Origin of the sequence: Streptococcus gingivalis, from assembly GCF_035544715.1 — a bacterium.
In the GTDB taxonomy this organism is placed as follows: Bacteria; Bacillota; Bacilli; order Lactobacillales; family Streptococcaceae; genus Streptococcus; species Streptococcus gingivalis.
Genome location: NZ_JAYKTO010000001.1, coordinates 1,152,674 through 1,170,736, shown reverse-complemented (window position 1 = coordinate 1,170,736; position 18,063 = coordinate 1,152,674). Strand labels below are relative to the sequence as shown.

Below are 18,063 nucleotides of genomic sequence, written 5' to 3'. Positions count from 1 at the left end.
TTTGTAGTTTTTTAAAAATACAATAAAGGCGGATGAAATGGGTATTCAATTTACTTCAAAAAAGGTTGGAGAGCTATTGAAAGAAGGGAATTTGCGGATTCCTTCTTATCAAAGACCTTATAAGTGGAACAGAAAGCATATTCGTAATCTTTTTTATGATTTACGAGATGCTATGGAAAAAAAGGAATATCAAGTTGGCTCTGTTATCTTTCATGATAATGGTGGATACTTAGATATTGTAGATGGGCAACAACGACTAATTTCTATTTCCTTGTTTCTTCATTCATTAGAAAAGTTAAAGGATTATGAAGGTGCTAATCAACTTTTAGGTGCTGAATTTGGAGAGATATCCTGCTATCATGCAAGCGAAAATTATAACGAGTGGGAAAATTTAACTCAATTGGTAGGTACAAGCCAGGCAAAAGAAATTTGCGAATTTTTATTGGAAAATTGTTCTATTTCTTGTATCATCATGCCAGAGGAACGTTTGGCAGAAGCCTTTCAATTATTTGATTCTCAGAATAATCGTGGAAAATCTTTAGAACCTCATGACTTACTCAAAGCCTATCATCTGCGTCAACAAGACTCAGAAGATGAAAAAATTGTTGAGAAATGGGAGCAGTTTGTGGAAGATGACGATTTAAGTCTGAAAGATCTGTTTGATAAGCATCTTTTCCGTATGAGACGTTGGTCTAGGGGAGAAACAGGACTAACTAACAAGCGTTATGGTTCTTATCTGCGTTTTACAGAAGATTTTATTGACGATTTTAAAGGTGTTGATTTAAATCAGAATTTTCCATACCTAGAATTATATCGTCATATTGAAAACTTCCCTATGTCAATTACTATGCCAATCATAGATGGAAGCAAATTTTTTGAATATATTGAATCTGTTCATCAAATGATTAAAGACCATATAGATGTTTTAAATAAACAGTTAGGAATTTTTAATGATCCTAAGAGTGAAGAAAATGGTTCAGATTACCCTGAAGGTATGTTAAAAATTTACAATAGTTCAAAGGGGCGCTATCGCAAGTGCCACAATCTGTTTCTAAACATTTGTTCTCTCTTTGCGGAGAGATTTGGAAAAGATAAGCTATCAAAGGAAATAGTAGAAACCTTGTTTATTTGGGCTTACTACCCCCGTGTGAAGTCTCGAGCCATATATGACGCTACTGTAGGAAACTACGCTGCAGGCGGGAAGTTCAGACAAAGAGAAGTTCAAAAACTATTTCAAGTTTTAGCCCATGCTGTAACTCCGAATGATTTCATGGTTAAGATAGATAGAGAATTATTTGAAAATTATACGATGGAACAAATTATAGAAGAGGAAAAAGATAAATGGTAGAAACACATATAAGCTTATCCGTTAACCGTTTGTTAAATGAAGATACCTATGCTATTCCTCTTTATCAGAGAAATTTTGCTTGGACTTATGATGAAATTGAACAATTATTGAACGATGTGGCAGATGCTTTTCAAGAAAAGAGAGACAATTATTATATTGGAACATTAGTTGTTAATGAAGAGAATGGTCTTTTCAAAATCATTGATGGTCAACAACGAACAACAGCTCTTAATTTGATTGCCTTAGCTTTGAAACATGAGTTTAGTTTTGATAGATTGAAAGCTGTCAATCTTACTTTTCCAGCTAGGAGGAAGTCAAACGAGAATATCCAAAAGTTGTTTACCAAGGAAAAAATTTCAGAGGACGATGAAAATGAGTTAACTAGAGGTTACCGACATGCTAAAGATGCCTTGAAAAAAGTGATAGAGGAGCGCCAGCTTGATCCTCAGCCTTTATTTCATTATCTTTTTGATAATGTCATCATTTTTCGTAGTATTCTTCCTAAAGATTTAGATTTAAATCTTTATTTCGAACGTTTCAACTCTCGAGGAGAACAACTAGAAGCTCATGAAATTCTTAAGGCACAAATGATAGCTAAATTTGGAGAAGACCAAGAAACGGCCCAAAAATTTGCGAGAATCTGGGATGCTTGCGCGGAGTTTGATAAGCCGGTAGCAAGTCAATTTAAGATGAGGCGGAAGAGGGCAGATAATTTTCAGGAGCGTGAACGTATTTTCGGATGGCACTTTTCAAATTACTCATTTCATAATATTTATGATGATATTGATTTTTATCAAAATGAAAGAAGAAAGTTATCTGATATATTAGGGAAAAAGGTCAATGAAAAAATTATAGAAGAGGAAAAAGATTGTGGTGACTATACCCAAGTTATTGATTTTCCGACCTTCTTACTCCATGTATTGGCGATTTGGGAAGGTAAGGATACCAGTGAGGTTCAGTTAGATGATAAGAAACTCTTAACTCTATTTGATATAAAAAATAAAAATGAGACTTGGGTTATTGAATTCAGTGAATTCCTTCTTAGAATGAAACATATTTTTGATAATTTCATTGTTAGAAATTCAAATATGGATTCTTCAAGCAGAAATAAGGATGAATGGTTTTTGCAGAAGGGGACTTATTATGAATACCAGCCAAATGGAAAAGCAAAAGAGCATTACATAGTTGAAGAACGCTTTACTAAGAATACATTTTCAGATTCAGAAATTAACAAAAACATCATTCTTCTTCAATCTATGTTTGCTGTGACTTTTACTGCCAATCGTGATAGTCGTTGGTTATATGAAAGTTTGCGATTCCTCTTCAACCATATTGAAGAGTTAGATCAACCGGAATTTGGTTCTTATTTTAAGGATTTTCTTGAAATAATGGCTGTAAGATTTGCTGAGGGAAGATTATTCACCGAGGAAGATATGATCAAGAAATATGGTGATATTCCTGTTTATGCATTCAATTTTGTTGATTACATCTTGTGGAAAAACCGTGAAGAATTAGGAAGAAAGTATAAAGGTATAAAATTTGATCAGTTCAAATTTGCATATCGTCGTTCTATAGAGCATTGGTTTCCGCAACATCCAAATAGTGATGAAAGAGTTGAGAAAATGGATGATCAATTCTTACACTCCTTTGGGAACCTTTGTATCATTACAGATAGTCAAAATTCGAAATTTGGGAATTTAGTTCCGAGTGCAAAATATAAACAGTGGGAAGGAATTTTTGATCGTCAGAGTTTAAAATTACAAATAATGGCTAGCATTACAGAAAAAACTAAATGGGAATCGGATCAAATAAAAGGATTGGAAAAAGAAATTTTACCTATGGTCAAAAAATTTATAGGAAGTAAGTTATAAGAATTACCTTGAATATCAATTTTAAGATGCTATTGTATATCCAATAGATTTACATTAGCCTTCTTTTTTGTTATAATAATTAATAGAAAGAAGGTGAGAATATGTCAAAGACGAGCATGAGTATTCGTTTGGATAGTGAGGTTAAGGAGCAGGCCCAACTAGTGTTTAATCATTTAGGGATGGATATGACCACAGCTATCAACATTTTCCTCCGTCAGGCTATTCAATATCAGGGCTTACCTTTTGATGTTCGATTAGACGATCATGGGAAGTTGCTCCAAGTCGTAACGGATGTAGAGCAAAATCGGAATATGAGTCAACCCTTTGAATCAGTCTCAGACTTGATGGAGGACCTGCGTGCTTAAGATTCGTTATCATAAACAGTTTAAAAAAGATTTTAAGTTGGCAATGAAGCGTGGTTTGAAGGCAGACTTGTTAGAAGAAGTTTTGAATTTTCTGATACAAGAAAAAGAACTTCCTGTCAGATATCGTGACCATCAATTGACGGATTCCAAGCATTTCCAAGGTGTTCGGGAGTGTCATATCCAGCCGGATTGGCTTTTGGTTTACAAAGTAGATAAGGACGAATTGATTTTAAACTTGCTGAGGACAGGAAGTCACAGTGATTTGTTTTGATGGGTTCAACAATCCTCGATCAGTTTGGGGTTGGCTAATGATAGAAAAGAAAAAAAGAGCAATACCCTGGAAGTCAGGGAAAATCATTTCCATTCGCCTACGAAACGGCGTCTATGTCTTAGCACAAATGGTGCGAGAGCCCTATCTGGTATTTTTTAACCATTTTAAGGAGGAAAATAGCTGGAAGGGAGTAACCTTGAAAGAGGAGAATATTCTCTTTTGTAAAGCAGTCACTCGTCAGTTTCTACGCTCTAGTCCTGTAACGATTGTCAAAGATCTTGACCCTCTCTTAGATTATCGGTTACCCAAAGAATGGATTTATAGCCATATGGAAGGGCATCCGATTACGGTTTCGGTGAAGGGACGGGAGCGCCAAGTAGCTGGTTTTGGCCAACGGCTTTCCTTGGTTCAGGCGGATAAGGATAGTGGCCTACCAGAGGATAATCCTCTAATGGGCCTCTTCCAAGCCTATATCCTACCAGACATCCAAGAGCAAGATTGGGAGCGGGTCGGTCAGGCTGAGCTCATGTCACTTGAAGTCTTTCCAACGCTCAATGAACGTCTTTATCTCTGTTTTCTTTATGGGGAAAATGTGAATCCAGAGTTAGATATCTCATTAGGAATGCCCCTACCCGATGAGTATGAAATCTATCTCGATATTCTTAGCAGCAGCCCAGAGGCACGACGTCTCTATCTGGGTGAGGAGGATGACTAAGGAAGGAATAGAACATAAAGGTTGACATTTTTGCGGAAGACAAACCAGCTGAAAAAGTCTTTGTCTACAAGCTAGAAGTGGCAGACAATGTGCTGCTCCTTTCCACCGCCATGATCTCAGGAGCGATTGCTCTAGCCGGCTTATTTTCAGCCTTGAAAGATTAACTGATAGCCTCTATTTTCCTGTTGAAAATAGAGGTTTTTCAGTCCTTTCAGATCTGATAAGTGTTTTCTTTGGCACTAGATTGTGTTACAATTTTTAGTGACAAGTGTTTATAACAAGGAAACAGAAAAGATGAAACAGAGGAAATGCGCGTGGCAAGATATTTAGTAGGGCCTTACAACAATAGTTGGAACTTTATGGATGCGATTGAAAAAGCGCAGGATGGGGATACCATCGAGTTTGAAAATGGGTATGTCTTTCAATGGCCGACAAATAAAGTGATCGAGATCGACAAGAACCTTCATTTTGTGGGGCATGTGGTTCCAAATCCAAATGGCAATGGGCGCATGTTTAACAACATCATTGAGGCTTCCTTCCGATTTGTAGAGGGAGCTCAGGTGACATTTGAAGATCTGTGGTTTAAAGTTGGTGGGAATTATACTGCCTTGCTCTTATGGAATAGCTCAGATATCACCTGTAAACAGGTCTATTTTGAAGCAACCACTCCGACAAATAGTGAATTTTTTATCTATATGGATACGCATTCGAAGTTGACACTGGAAGGAGTCGGGATGAAGGTTCCGGAAAAACACCAAAGTGCCATCGGTATGTCCGCTTCGGAATTGACTATTCGCAATTCAACGATTTTTTCTAAGATTGATCTGTCAGAAGGATCTAAATTGACCTTAGAAAATGTCCATATTGAAAAATTTGGGAATAATACGATCCATGCCAAGGACTCAGAAGTGATCGCAAAAAATTCAACGATTACAGGCGGGGATCTGGAAAAGGATTTTCCACCAGTTTGGTTGAGGAATGTCATCTGGGAGTCTGAAAACTGTAAAATTGAGTTGCCTACTGGAACTGGAGTCTGTCTTGACAATAATGTTCAATTCAATTCGGATTCGGATCGTATCACCTCCCTCAATTCATTCAATAGTATGATCCGAGCTCACCAGGCTACATTTACAGAATTTTTATGCGTCTATGAAGAGTCCTTTGCTTCCCTGACTGGAGAAACAACCTTCTTGAATGAGAATGCCGAAACCATTTCATTTGGCGTTTTTGATGATGGTGTGCTGATGGCTGAGCATATGATTTGTCATAAGATTGCGGATCCTAATATACGGCTTCAAGGTGGAGCCTTTGCGAAGGTGGGCACCATGACCTATAAGCAAGGGGATGCGCGTGATCTGACCAAGGAAATTGAGGATGACTGTGATTATCTTGTCGGTAGAGAAGTGGCCAAGGGCAATGCGCAAGTCGTTCCTACGGGACAGGCGACGGATGCAACGGTGGCTCCAACTACCGCAAGAGACTCTGGACCAGAGAAGAAACAAGATGCTCTTCAAGAACTCAATAGCCTGATTGGTCTTGAAAAAGTCAAACATGAGATCAAGAAAATGATCAACATGGTGGAATTCAACAAGAAACGAATCGCCAGTGGCAAGGCTCCTGAAAAGCAAACCTTGCATGCTGCCTTTATGGGAAATCCTGGTACAGGGAAAACGACTGTGGCCCGTCTGTTGGGACAAGTGCTCTTTGATGCGGGTGTTCTCTCAGGGGAAGAATTCCGTTTCGTGGAAGCAACGGAGTCCGATCTGATCTCTTCGAATATTGGAGGAACAGCTGAACAGACCCAAGCCCTGCTTGAAAAAGCGCGAGGAGGCATCCTCTTTATTGATGAAGCCTATAGCTTGGATAAAAAAGATAGCGGTGCAGATTTTGGGATCGAGGCGATCAATACCATCCTCAAATTTATGGAGGACAATCGTGACGACATCATGATTATCTTTGCCGGCTATACCAAGGAAATGGAGGAGTTCTTAAAGACCAATCCAGGCCTTCGTTCTCGGGTACCAAATAATTTCATCTTTGAAGATTTCACAGGAGATGAGATTGTCCAACTAGGTGAAATGATCCTGAGCAAAGGAGACTACAAACTCGAAGACCGGGATTACTATGCGCGGCATGTTAAGCGGGCTTATGATGGCTCGCTAGATAAGAGCAATGGTCGCTGGATCCGTAACCTGGATGAGCAATTGACCAAGACCATGGCAGATCGGGTGGTAGCCCAAGGTTCTGACGATATTGAGACCATCCTCAATAGCGATATCGATGCTGTCCTTAACCAAGGTAAGTATCAAGCCGGAGCCGACAAGGAAGAAGATGGGATGACTGCCCTCAACCGTTTGGTTGGAATTGCTAAGGTGAAAGAGCAAGTCGAACAATTCGTGGCCATGGCTGAGTTCAATCAAAAACGGGCTGAACAAGGTGGCATCGTCGAAGACACGACCTTGCACTCCCTCTTTCTTGGAAATCCCGGTACAGGGAAGACGACCGTGGCCCGCATTTTGGGCAATATCCTCTTCCAAAAAGGGGTTATCAAGCAGAAGAAATTCATCGAAGTATCGCGGAGCAATCTGGTTGGAGGCTACCAAGGTCAAACAGCCTTGAAGACGCGCGAAGTCCTAGAAAGTGCACTGGGTGGAGTCCTCTTTATCGATGAGGCCTATACGCTCTATACCGGTTTAAATGACGATTTTGGGAAAGAAGCCTTGGAAGAAGTCCTCAAATTTATGGAGGATCACCGTCGCGATATCGTTATTATCTTTGCTGGTTACACAAAAGAGATGCACGACTTCTTGCAGGTCAATTCAGGTCTACAAAGCCGGATCCCAACTACATTTGATTTTGAAGACTACAGCCCAGATGAGATCGTGGAGATCGGTTTGTTAGGATTGCGTAAGCAAGGTTACCAGGTCAATGAAGCCCTTTATGGAGAGATTGTAAAAGGGAATTATATGCGTGCCAATGACCATAGTAATGGTCGCTGGGTCCGCAATCTTAATGAAAAACTCTTGCGCCAAGTATCGACGCGAGTAACCCGTGAAGGTAGTACGGATTACAATTCGATTTTGGATCAAGATTTGGAAGCCTTGAGAGAGAATGGCAATACTGAACATCCCCATACGGTAGATGATCGAGGCTATGTTCTTCCTTAAGCTAGAAGGAACAAGAAAAAGGATTCTGCAGGAGCGGAATCCTTTCAGTTGAAGACAAAGTCTTCTTAGAAACTTTCCTTAGGTGAGTACGGACGTCAGCGAACTTCTACGAAGTTCCATGACTAATTATTGAGCCTAAGGTCTCAATAATTCCGAGTGCCTGAAACTATTAAGTTTCAGGCACTTTTCTCACAGCGGAAAGTTTCGGTATTTCTTGATTCGTTCTAAAAAGAACTCATTTTTATTTCTTTTCAGAATTATTTAACCTATCTTATATTAAAAAAGGTTGTTTACGCTTTAAAAGAATTCTACATGGACTTGTGGTATACTAGGAAGAGATCATTCACTTATGAAGGAGAAAAAAATGGTTTTACCAAATTTTAAAGAAAATCTCGAAAAATACGCTAAATTATTGGTTGCGAACGGCCTCAACGTGCAACCTGGCCATACCTTGGTCTTGAACATCGATGTGGAACAAAGAGAATTGGCCCACTTAATCGTGAAGGAAGCCTATGCCTTAGGTGCCCATGAAGTCATTGTCCAATGGGCAGATGATTTTACTACCCGGGAGAAATTCCTCCATGCACCGATGGATCGCTTGGACAACGTGCCAGACTACAAGATCGCGGAAATGAACTACCTCTTGGAACACAAGGCTAGTCGCTTGGGGGTGCGCTCGTCTGATCCAGGTGCCTTAAATGGTGTTGATGCAGAGAAGCTTTCTGCCTCTGCCAAGGCCTTGGGTATAGCCATGAAACCAATGCGCATCGCCACTCAATCCAACAAGGTCAGCTGGACCGTTGCTGCAGCAGCAGGTTTAGAATGGGCGAAAAAGGTCTTCCCAAATGCGGCGAGCGATGAAGAAGCAGTGGATCTCCTGTGGGATCAAATCTTCAAGACTTGCCGAGTCTATGAGGAAGATCCAGTCAAGGCTTGGGAAGAGCATGCAGCTATTCTCAAGAGCAAGGCAGATACACTGAATAAGGAACAATTCTCAGACCTTCATTACACAGCCCCAGGGACTGATTTAACTCTTGGCTTGCCGAAAAACCACGTCTGGGAATCTGCCGGAGCCATCAATGCCCAAGGTGAAAGCTTCTTGCCAAACATGCCGACAGAAGAGGTCTTCACAGCTCCTGACTTCCGTCGCGCAGAAGGTTATGTAACGTCTACAAAACCGCTTAGCTACAATGGGAACATTATCGAAGGCATCAAAGTGACCTTTGAAAATGGAGAAATCGTAGATATCACAGCAGAAAAAGGCGATCAAGTCATGAAAGATTTGGTCTTCAAAAACAAGGGAGCGCGTGCTTTGGGTGAATGTGCCCTTGTCCCAGACCCAAGTCCAATTTCCCAATCAGGCATTACCTTCTTTAATACTCTCTTTGATGAAAATGCCTCTAACCACTTGGCCATCGGGGCAGCCTATGCAACCAGTGTAGAAGGTGGCGCAGAGTTCACAGAAGAAGAACTCGAAGCAGCCGGCCTCAACCGCTCAGACGTCCACGTCGACTTCATGATCGGTTCAAGCCAAATGGATATCGATGGCATCCGAGAAGACGGCACCCGCGTCCCAGTCTTCCGCAACGGAGATTGGGCAATATAGGGAGCAGGACAGAAATCGGTAGACGCAGTCTCGTAAAAAAAGTAAGGTAGTAGTGATGATTCACTACTACCTTACTTTTTTGTCATTTACCCTATTCTAAAATCAAAAGGCCTTCTTTGATTTCAAATGGGTTGTTTGGGTTGATGCGGTCATAGAACATGATGCCGTTGGTGTGGTCGATTTCATGTTGAACGACGATGGAGTTGTAGCCTTTGAGTTTGATGCGTTTCTTTTCCCCATCTTTTGTGAAATACTCAACAGTCACGCGGGCATGTCGAACCACATAGCCTGGGACGTTGCGGTCTACAGAGAGACAGCCTTCCCCGTCGCCAAGCGCCGCATCTTGCACAGAATGGGCGACAACCTTTGGATTGTACATGACTTCTTGAAGGCTATAGGCTTCTTTTGGTGGGTTACCATCGGCATCTTCTGGATTGGGAACCAAAACAGCGATGATTCGTTTCGAGATATCCAGCTGAGGGGCAGCAAGTCCCACTCCTCCTCGGAGGCCAAGTTTTTCAGCCATAACAGGGTCTTGAGAATGGTGCAAGAATTGCATCATTTTTTCACCCAGGATAATTTCCTGATCAGACAAAGGGAAGGTTACATCTTCTGCAACAGCTCGAAGTGTTGGATTTCCTTCGCGGATAATGTCATCCATATCAATCAAATGGGACGCTCTTGTAACTTTTTCAATTGCTTTCATCGTTTTACTCTCACTTTCTTTCTACCCTCCATGATAACACAAAAGAGCCTAAAATTAAAGTTATCTGTCGACGGTTTCCGCATGTTTGATGGACAAATCATTCATCCTTTTTGCATCTAAAATCGTATAGACTCGCCCTTCTCTTTGGATCAACCCCTCTTCGATCATCTGCTTGATGACGCGGCTAAGGTGGCGGTAGCTGATCCCAAAACGCAGGGCCAGCTGATTCATCTTGGGCTTGAGGGTCCCATTTTTATCGCAATGCTCCAGAAAATGCGTAGCGAGGCGTTCCTTGACCGAATAATGAAAGTTGGCAGGAGCCAAATAGTTGATCTGGTGCAATTTCTCAGCCAAGGTCTTGGCCGTAGAGTGCAAAAAGGTTGGATCAAGCAGGAGGCGCTTCTTAAAGTGCTGGGCTGGGAGCTGGACGACTAGCGAGTCTTGGTCTGCAATGACCGATGTGATACAGACCCGATCGAGCAGGAGCTCAATCTCTCCTAAGAGTCCAGGTTTTTCTTGGATTTCAAGAATGGTGTCACTGCCGTTTTCAAGACTATGAACGATCTTGAGCCGGCCATTGAGAAAATAAGGAATGACATCTTGCTCAGAGCCTTGGCGGCAGATATAATCTCCAGCCTGGTAGAGAACGAGGTCCAGCTGGCTAAGACAGTCGCCTGGAAAGATCTGGTCCAATTGGTAGTCTGTGATGATTTCCTTGAGTCTTGTAGATGGGGAAATTTTTTTCATCTCAATCTCCTAAAATAGGACAAATGTCCTGTTTTTCTATTTCTAAATTGATTATACTAGGATTCTATTGAAAATACTAGTTTGAATCTTTTCTGAAAAAACTAGTGAAATCAAAATGTTACCAGTAAAGTGTAGGAAATAAACAATGAAAAAAACAATGGAAAGAATCAGTCTCTTGAGCTTGTCGCTCATGCTGATCTCATCTTTTTCAATTACAGCTGGTTTGCCGGCTATGAAGGCTTATTTTAGCCACTTCGGATATTCAGCAGGCCAGGTGGAACTCTTGGTTTCCCTGCCAGCCTTTGCGGTCGTAGCCATGCTCTTTTTAAATAGCCTGATCGAGCGGTGGATGAGTGAGCGCCAGATGATTGTCGCAGGGCTCTTGCTCTTTTCAACTAGTGGCCTCTTGCCTTTGGTCGTGCAGGACTATCCTCTCATCTTTCTGAGTCGTTTGCTCTTTGGCTTGGGGACAGGAATGATCAATGCCAAGGCTATTTCAATTATCAGTGAGCGCTACTCAGGCAATGATAAGACCCGGATGCTGGGCTATCGGGGGTCTGCTGAAGTGGTGGGCTCTGCCATCTTGACCTTTATTGTGGGACAACTCTTACCCCTAGGCTGGCCAGCGATCTTTGCCGTATATGGTGGTGGTTACTTGATTTTACTCCTCTATCTCCTTTTTGTCCCTTATCCTAAGGAGCAAAAACAGGCTAGCTTGAAGGAGAAAAAGAAAGGTTCCGCACGTCTTCGCTCCCCTCAATGGCGTTTTAGTCTGATGCTAGCTGTGATTGCTGGTATCATCATTTGTTTCAATTCCATCATTAGTCTGCGCGTGCCGGATATCATCGTTGATGCTCGTATGGGAACAGCGACAACAGCTGGAACCGTCTTGAGTCTGATGCAATTAACAGGGATTGTCGCAGGGGTAGGCTTTGCCAGTTTGACACATGTTTTCAAAAAGAACTTGCTCATGATCATGTGCTTTGGTTTCGGTCTGGCTTTGGCCTTGATTGGCTTGTCCAGCCAGCTATGGAGCTTGGTTATAGGAACCCTTTTAGCAGGATTTACCTACAGTACGGGGGTCACCAGTATCTTTTATCACTTATCTGAAAAAATCCCGACCAATCTCCTGAACCTTGCGACCTCGCTGGTCTTGATCGGCTGCAATCTCGGATCAGCCCTCTCTTCTTTCTTCATCCAGTTGGTGACGCCACTAGCTCCCTCCAATCACCTGCTCTTTGTCTGGATTGGCGCTTTGATGGTCCTAACGGGAGTCTTCGCCTCGCAATTGTTAGCACGAACGAAATGATGGAGAAATCATTTCGTTTTTTTAATTCAATTGATTGCGTCCTGTCACTAGCTCGTGTTATTATAGGAGGAGTGTGAAAAAAAGATTAGTTTAAAGGATAGAATAATGAAAAAAATCATGGAGAAAGTGAGTATTCTCGCGCTTTCATTTATTTTGACGACCTCGTTTTCGATTTCGAGTGCGCAGTCGGCCATGTTTGCCTATTACAGGGGAATTCCTCACAGCATGATTGAGCTCTTGGTCTCGCTTCCTTCTGCCGGGATCATGGTTTCACTCATCTTCAATAAATGGATTGGGCGCCTATTTTCAGAGCGTCAGATGATTGTGACAGGCTTAGTTGCTTACGCTCTATGTGGCTTTATTCCCTTAATCAGTCCAGCTTATCCGGTTGTCTTTTTGTCTCGGATTATTTTCGGGATGGCAGTTGGTTTGCTCAATGTTTCTGCCATTGCCATTATCAGTGAGCGCTATAAAGGGAAGGAACGCGTTCAAACCCTTGGTATTCGTGGTTCTGCGGAGGTTGTTGGGACGGCCGTTTTAACCTTTGGAGTCAGCCTTTTGATTCGCTTTGGCTGGCAGGCTGCCTTTCTCGTCTACGGTATCAGTATTCCTATCTTACTTTTGTATCTCTTATTTGTGCCATATGGATCTACGACGGAAGCAGTGGAGGAAAAACACCGGGATGTCAAGATGACAGGGGGGCAATGGCAGACAGCACTCGGCTTAGCGGTCGTTGCGGCAGCTATCGTCTTGTCCAATGTCATGATCACCGTTCGGATTCCAAGTGTGGTAGAACAAGTTGGACATGGCACTGCCCAAACTGCTGGGGTTATATTAGCAGCCATGCAATTTGTTGGGATCTTGGCAGGTTTGGCCTTCTCGCCCTTGACCTATCTATTCCGTGATCGTTTATTATTGGTTTCGGGAGTAGCTTATGGTGTGGCCCAAATGTTGATCGGGGTCTCTCCAAATCTCTTGATTCTTGCCCTTGTAACCATTGCTTCTGGCTTCGCCTACAGTGTGGCTCTTACAACAGTTTACAATGTCTTATCTGATAAGATGCCAGCAGGGGTCTTGAGCCAGGCAACGTCCATTGCGGTTTTGGGATGTAGTACAGGTTCGATCGCAACGACCTTTGTCCTTAGTCTATTAGGGACGATCTCATCTGCTCCAGTCTTCATTTTTGGATTTTCTGGTATCCTCATGATCCTGGTTTCCTTTTTTGGCCTTTGGATTGTGCGAAAGAGCGGGAAATAACTATGCGCCTAGATAAATTTTTAGTGGATTGCGGCGTGGGGAGTAGGACCGAGGTCAAGCAACTCCTCAAGCAAAAGAAAATCGCAGTGAATGGAAAAAAAGAGACAGCAGGAAAGCTGCAGATTGATCCAGACAAGGATCAGGTGACCTTTATGGGAGAAGACCTGGTCCATGAAACCTTTGTGTATTATCTGCTCAATAAACCAGCTGGGGTCATCTCAGCGACTGAAGATGATCACCACCAAACTGTGCTAGATCTATTGGATGAGACAGCCCATCACAAGGAAGTCTTTCCTGTCGGGCGTCTAGATATCGATACCCATGGCTTACTCCTTTTGACCAATAATGGCAAGCTCGCCCATGCCATGCTTTCGCCGAAGAAGCATGTGTCGAAGATCTACCGTGCCCAGGTGGCTGGGATCATGGATGAGGCAGATGTGGCCCGTTTTGAAGCTGGCATTGCCCTCAAAGACTTCACGACCCTGCCTGCGAGATTGCAGATCTTAGAGGTGAATGAGGCAAATGCCAGCTCCTACGTCGAAATCGAAATCGCTGAAGGAAAATTCCATCAGGTCAAGCGCATGGTCGCTGCCTGTGGCAAGGAAGTGGTGGATTTAGAGCGGATCTCTATGGGGCCTCTAACGCTAGATTCAACTCTTCAATTGGGAGCATGGCGGAGACTCCATCCTTCTGAACTCAAGTCCCTAGAGGTCTTCGGAGTTCCCTTATAAGCAAAAAACCAAGAGGCTGGGACAAAAGTCCTAGCCTCTAAATTATTTTTAGATTGTCGAACAAGACGCAGTGGTTGAGTGGGCTCTACTACGCTGATTTCATCAGCTTTTACAGCCCTACTCAACTGTGCGGAGGTGGGACGACAAAATCGAATTCTAACGAATGACCGATTTCTGTCCTACTCTCTATTTTTTCTTTGTTTCAAAAAATTGTACTTAAAATACAAAAAGCATATATATTAGCTTGTCTTCTCAAAGTAAATCGATTATAATGAAACAAGATAGGTTGTGTATAAATTCACAATATGTAGTGATAATTTTTCGACTCACATACCTTATCTAGTAAACGTAGAAAAAGGAGAAAAATCGTTTATGAAAAAGTGGCTCTATTCTGTTGTGACAACAGTTGCCCTATTTTTACTAGCGGCTTTAGGATTTGCCAAACCCAATAGTCCAGCTAAAGTCCATGCAGATACGATCAATGATGTTGTGACATCTGTAAACATCTCGAAATCAACTGGTGGAGCGATTACAGATCCACTCGGTGTTTGGGAGAGTTTTCAAGTTGAAGCAAACTTTGTGTTGCCAAATGGACGTGTAAAAAAGGGAGATCAGACCGTTATCCAACTTGGAGATGGCTTTAAGGTCTTTGAAACGGACACCATTGACCTGCTGGATCCAAGTGGTCAAAAAGTTGCGACAGCAACGGTAGACGATCAAAGAAAGGTCATCACAGTAACCTATACAGACTATCCTGAAAGAATGGCCAATGTGACAGGGAAACTGCGTTTCTTTGCGCGTGTTGACCACCAAGTCGTCAAAGGACAAAAGACACTTGATTTTACTCTTACGATCGATAAGAAAGTGATTTCAGGTGGGAATATCGATTACAAAGGGGTCAATCCAGGTGAGAATCCTCCTACTCCAGAAGTCTTTAGCAAATGGGGTTGGACCAACTCAGATGATAAATTAAAATTGACCTATACCTTGAACATCAATCAAGGCCACACAGCCCTTCATAATATTGACATTAAAGACCAATTGGCCTTTACAGATGGGAAGATCAAAGCAGATTCTGTCAACATCCATACAGGAACTTGGCAGGTCAGTGATGAAGATGGGGCTTATCATTTAAAAGATACCACAAATGTCACGAAGAATTATTCTCCTGTTGTCAGCGCTGATGGTCGTTCTCTAACGATTCATATTGGCGATCTAGCTCCTGAACAAGGGATGACTGTTCGCTATGATGTCTATCTGGACAAGGTTCCAGCCATCAATACATCCTTTAAAAACAATGCTAGCATGACAGCTACAGAAATCAAGGAACAAAATAAGGTTGCAGACATTCTGTATCAGTTCCTTGATGGAAAATTCAATGGTGAGAAATACTCCTTCACCATTCACAAAAAAGGTGAAAATGGTCAAGCGCTTGCCGGTGCCGTCTTTGCTGTGACAGCAGATGATACTGGTGAGCAAGTGGGAACCATTACGACAGATGAGAATGGTGTTGGCACCATTACTGGCTTGATCAAACAAGCTTATACGGTTCAAGAAATTCAAGCTCCAGCAGGTTATGTTCTCTCAGAAGAACCTATCAAGATCAGCAAGGATGATTTTGGAAATGACCTTGCGATTACTCGTGATGTTGTGAACCAAAAAGAAAAAACAAGCGTTGCTGGCCAAAAGACATGGAATGATAATGACAACCAAGATGGCAAGCGTCCATCAAAAATCACAGTCAATCTCCTAGCAAATGGTGTCAAAGTCGCTTCTAAAGAAGTGAAACCAGATGCTACAGGAACTTGGGCTTATCATTTTGATAATCTCGATGTGGTCGATGATGCTGGCAATGTCATTGCCTACACTGTTTCAGAAGAACCTGTTGAAGGCTATGAAGCGACTATTGAAGGAACCAATATTACCAACAGTCGGACACCAGAAGTTGTTGAGATTCCAGTAACGAAAGTTTGGAAAGACAATGATAACCAAGATGGCGTTCGTCCTGACAAGGTCACTGTTCGTCTCCTTGCAGATGGTACAGAAGTAGCTAGCCAAGAGCTAAGTGCAGCGACTGATTGGAAGACAGTCTTTACCAATCTTCCAAAATACAATCACGGCAAACAAATTGTCTACACAGTCACAGAAGACACAGTAGCCAATTACTCTGCTGCGATTGATGGAACAATCATTACCAATAGCTACAAGCCAGGTAAAACCAGCGTTACTGTTACAAAACGTTGGGAAGACAACAATGACCAAGATGGCAAACGTCCAAGCGCCATTAAGGTACAGCTCTATGCAGATGGCAAAGCTCAAGGAAAAGAAGTGGAACTTTCTGCTAAAAATAACTGGACCCATACCTTTAGCAATTTGCCTCTAAAAGCGAAAGGCAAAGAGATTCAGTACCTAGTGAAAGAAGTTGGAACAGTCAAAGGCTATACTAGTACGGTCGATGACAGTAACAAGGGAAATGTAGTGATTACCAATAGCCACACACCAGAAGTAACAGAAGTAGCGGTCAAGAAGATCTGGGATGATGCAGACAATAAAGATGGTCTTCGTCCTGAAAAAATCACAGTTCGTCTCCTTGCGGATGGTCAAGAAGTAGCTGTAAAAGAAATCACAGCTACTGATAATTGGCAGGCAAGCTTCACGGATCTACCTGTATACAAGGAAGGTAAGAAGATTGCCTACACGATTACAGAGGATCCAGTAGCAGGTTATACAAGCAACATTGATGGTTTCACGGTAACGAATCGTCATACACCACCAACAACACCTCCTACCACACCACCAAGCACACCACCAAGCACACCGCCAACGACTCCGCCTACAACCCCACCAACGACACCGCCAACAACACCTCCTACAACTCCACCGACGACACCACCAACAACGCCGCCAAGCACACCGGAAAAACCAGAAACTCCAACTACACCAAAAGAAGGAAAGAAAAAAATTCTTCCATCAACTGGTGAAGTTGTTGCTTACGGATTGACCATACTCGGTGCCCTCTTAGCAATTTTTGCTTTGGCTTTGCTCTTGCGTGGTAAACGGAAAGAGAAATAAGCTTCATACCGATAAAGAGGCTGGGACAAAAGTCCTAGCCTCTCAATTATTTTTGGATTGTCGAGCAAGACGCAGTGGTTGAGTGGGCTCTACTACGCTGATTTCATCAGCTTTTACAGCCCTACTCAACTGTGCGGAGGTGGGACGACGAAATCAAATTCTAACGAATTACCGATTTCTGTCCCACTCTCTTTTGAATAAGTTGCTTGAAGAATGATCCATCAAACTGTCCAAATTCCCAAGGTTCTTTTTAGAAAAGTGAAAAGCTCCTCTCAAAGGAAACATAAGTGTTTGACAGAAAGATGAAATCTTGGTAGAATAAGAAGGTCGAATAGACAACTAACTCTTTCTTGGTAGCAGGATATGCCAAACCTGCCACTCGGATAGAGCATAAAGAAAAGGAGCTTATCATGGCAATCTCAAAAGAGAAAAAAAATGAAATCATTGCACAATACGCACGTCACGAAGGTGACACTGGTTCAGTAGAAGTACAAGTTGCTGTCCTTACTTGGGAAATCAACCACTTGAACGAACACATCAAACAACACAAAAAAGACCACGCTACTTACCGTGGTTTGATGAAGAAAATCGGTCGCCGTCGTAACTTGTTGGCTTACCTTCGTACAAACGACGTTAACCGTTACCGTGAGTTGATCAACTCTCTTGGACTTCGTCGTTAATTCAAGATACAAAGGCCGTCAAAAGCACAAAGCAAAAATAGGAAAATTGACGAAGAAGCTTCAGCTTCTAGGAGATTTTATCTTTTTTGCCAAGTGCTTAGGCCGTGTTCAATTGAGCATATCTTGAAATAAAGCTACTCTAGTTGAGTAGCTTTTTTGTTTTTTGTCACCTTGCCTCGATATACTCAAGTATAATCTTCAGCTTCGGTTCCTAGCAT

Annotated in this window: 14 protein-coding genes; 12 read left to right on the top strand and 2 right to left on the bottom strand. The window is 42.3% G+C overall.

Features of this window, described 5'->3' with window-relative positions; genetic code table 11:
• The first annotated feature begins 37 nt into the window (after window positions 1–37).
• The 7 genes from SM122_RS05770 (at window position 38) to SM122_RS05740 (ending at window position 9,343) form a co-directional block, all read left to right on the top strand.
• Window positions 38–1,348, top strand: coding sequence for a DUF262 domain-containing protein (locus SM122_RS05770; RefSeq protein WP_101770791.1), 1,311 nt, complete (start codon window positions 38–40; stop codon window positions 1,346–1,348).
• Window positions 1,342–3,219, top strand: coding sequence for a DUF262 domain-containing protein (locus SM122_RS05765; protein ID WP_134974598.1), 1,878 nt, complete (start codon window positions 1,342–1,344; stop codon window positions 3,217–3,219). Before SM122_RS05770 ends, SM122_RS05765 begins: the two co-directional genes overlap by 7 nt.
• Before the next feature lie 101 nt (window positions 3,220–3,320).
• Window positions 3,321–3,584: a type II toxin-antitoxin system RelB/DinJ family antitoxin gene (locus tag SM122_RS05760; protein WP_009732165.1), complete on the top strand. Its 264-nt coding sequence runs from the start codon at window positions 3,321–3,323 to the stop codon at window positions 3,582–3,584.
• On the top strand, window positions 3,577–3,855 hold the full coding sequence (locus SM122_RS05755) for a type II toxin-antitoxin system YafQ family toxin (RefSeq protein ID WP_134974599.1): 279 nt from the start codon (window positions 3,577–3,579) through the stop codon (window positions 3,853–3,855). The genes SM122_RS05760 and SM122_RS05755 overlap by 8 nt, the downstream gene beginning before the upstream one ends.
• A gap of 37 nt (window positions 3,856–3,892) precedes the next feature.
• Window positions 3,893–4,570, top strand: coding sequence for a hypothetical protein (locus SM122_RS05750; RefSeq protein WP_272107076.1), 678 nt, complete (start codon window positions 3,893–3,895; stop codon window positions 4,568–4,570).
• Between the two features lie 314 nt (window positions 4,571–4,884).
• Window positions 4,885–7,737, top strand: coding sequence for an AAA family ATPase (locus tag SM122_RS05745; RefSeq protein WP_272107077.1), 2,853 nt, complete (start codon window positions 4,885–4,887; stop codon window positions 7,735–7,737).
• Window positions 7,738–8,101: 364 nt separating this feature from the next.
• Window positions 8,102–9,343, top strand: a complete 1,242-nt coding sequence (locus tag SM122_RS05740) for an aminopeptidase (RefSeq protein WP_272107079.1) — start codon at window positions 8,102–8,104, stop codon at window positions 9,341–9,343.
• A gap of 91 nt (window positions 9,344–9,434) precedes the next feature.
• Here the strand turns inward: SM122_RS05740 and def are convergent, their stop codons facing one another.
• Window positions 9,435–10,049 (bottom strand): peptide deformylase, encoded by a 615-nt coding sequence (def, locus tag SM122_RS05735; RefSeq protein WP_003004253.1) that lies wholly within the window; start codon window positions 10,047–10,049, stop codon window positions 9,435–9,437.
• A 60-nt stretch (window positions 10,050–10,109) separates the two neighbouring features.
• Window positions 10,110–10,796 carry a Crp/Fnr family transcriptional regulator gene (locus SM122_RS05730; protein ID WP_272107081.1) on the bottom strand — a complete coding sequence of 229 codons (687 nt, stop codon included), beginning with the start codon at window positions 10,794–10,796 and terminating at the stop codon, window positions 10,110–10,112.
• 145 nt (window positions 10,797–10,941) lie between these two features.
• On the opposite strand from SM122_RS05730, the gene SM122_RS05725 reads away from it, so the two are divergent.
• The 5 genes from SM122_RS05725 (at window position 10,942) to rpsO (ending at window position 17,845) form a co-directional block, all read left to right on the top strand.
• On the top strand, window positions 10,942–12,105 hold the full coding sequence (locus SM122_RS05725; protein ID WP_195529607.1) for an MFS transporter: 1,164 nt from the start codon (window positions 10,942–10,944) through the stop codon (window positions 12,103–12,105).
• 105 nt (window positions 12,106–12,210) lie between these two features.
• Window positions 12,211–13,362 (top strand): MFS transporter, encoded by a 1,152-nt coding sequence (locus SM122_RS05720; RefSeq protein ID WP_195529606.1) that lies wholly within the window; start codon window positions 12,211–12,213, stop codon window positions 13,360–13,362.
• 2 nt (window positions 13,363–13,364) lie between these two features.
• Window positions 13,365–14,093, top strand: a complete 729-nt coding sequence (locus SM122_RS05715; RefSeq protein ID WP_070665115.1) for a pseudouridine synthase — start codon at window positions 13,365–13,367, stop codon at window positions 14,091–14,093.
• Window positions 14,094–14,465: 372 nt separating this feature from the next.
• Complete coding sequence (locus tag SM122_RS05710) at window positions 14,466–17,165, top strand: Cna B-type domain-containing protein (RefSeq protein WP_272107082.1); 2,700 nt, start codon at window positions 14,466–14,468, stop codon at window positions 17,163–17,165.
• Window positions 17,166–17,575: 410 nt separating this feature from the next.
• The gene (rpsO, locus tag SM122_RS05705) at window positions 17,576–17,845 is read left to right on the top strand and encodes a 30S ribosomal protein S15 (RefSeq protein ID WP_003004251.1); all 270 of its coding nucleotides are present in this window, start codon (window positions 17,576–17,578) and stop codon (window positions 17,843–17,845) included.
• The last annotated feature ends 218 nt before the right edge of the window (window positions 17,846–18,063 follow it).

Excerpts from the sequence above, each read along its gene's own strand:
- SM122_RS05715 (WP_070665115.1), top strand. The coding sequence starts at position 13,365 with ATGCGCCTAGATAAATTTTTAGTGGATTGCGGCGTGGGGAGTAGGACC.
- SM122_RS05720 (WP_195529606.1), top strand. The coding sequence starts at position 12,211 with ATGAAAAAAATCATGGAGAAAGTGAGTATTCTCGCGCTTTCATTTATT.
- SM122_RS05730 (WP_272107081.1), bottom strand. The coding sequence starts at position 10,796 with ATGAAAAAAATTTCCCCATCTACAAGACTCAAGGAAATCATCACAGAC.
- SM122_RS05765 (WP_134974598.1), top strand. The coding sequence starts at position 1,342 with ATGGTAGAAACACATATAAGCTTATCCGTTAACCGTTTGTTAAATGAA.
- SM122_RS05710 (WP_272107082.1), top strand. The coding sequence starts at position 14,466 with ATGAAAAAGTGGCTCTATTCTGTTGTGACAACAGTTGCCCTATTTTTA.
- rpsO (WP_003004251.1), top strand. The coding sequence starts at position 17,576 with ATGGCAATCTCAAAAGAGAAAAAAAATGAAATCATTGCACAATACGCA.
- SM122_RS05740 (WP_272107079.1), top strand. The coding sequence starts at position 8,102 with ATGGTTTTACCAAATTTTAAAGAAAATCTCGAAAAATACGCTAAATTA.
- SM122_RS05760 (WP_009732165.1), top strand. The coding sequence starts at position 3,321 with ATGTCAAAGACGAGCATGAGTATTCGTTTGGATAGTGAGGTTAAGGAG.
- SM122_RS05770 (WP_101770791.1), top strand. The coding sequence starts at position 38 with ATGGGTATTCAATTTACTTCAAAAAAGGTTGGAGAGCTATTGAAAGAA.
- SM122_RS05750 (WP_272107076.1), top strand. The coding sequence starts at position 3,893 with ATGATAGAAAAGAAAAAAAGAGCAATACCCTGGAAGTCAGGGAAAATC.
- SM122_RS05725 (WP_195529607.1), top strand. The coding sequence starts at position 10,942 with ATGAAAAAAACAATGGAAAGAATCAGTCTCTTGAGCTTGTCGCTCATG.
- def (WP_003004253.1), bottom strand. The coding sequence starts at position 10,049 with ATGAAAGCAATTGAAAAAGTTACAAGAGCGTCCCATTTGATTGATATG.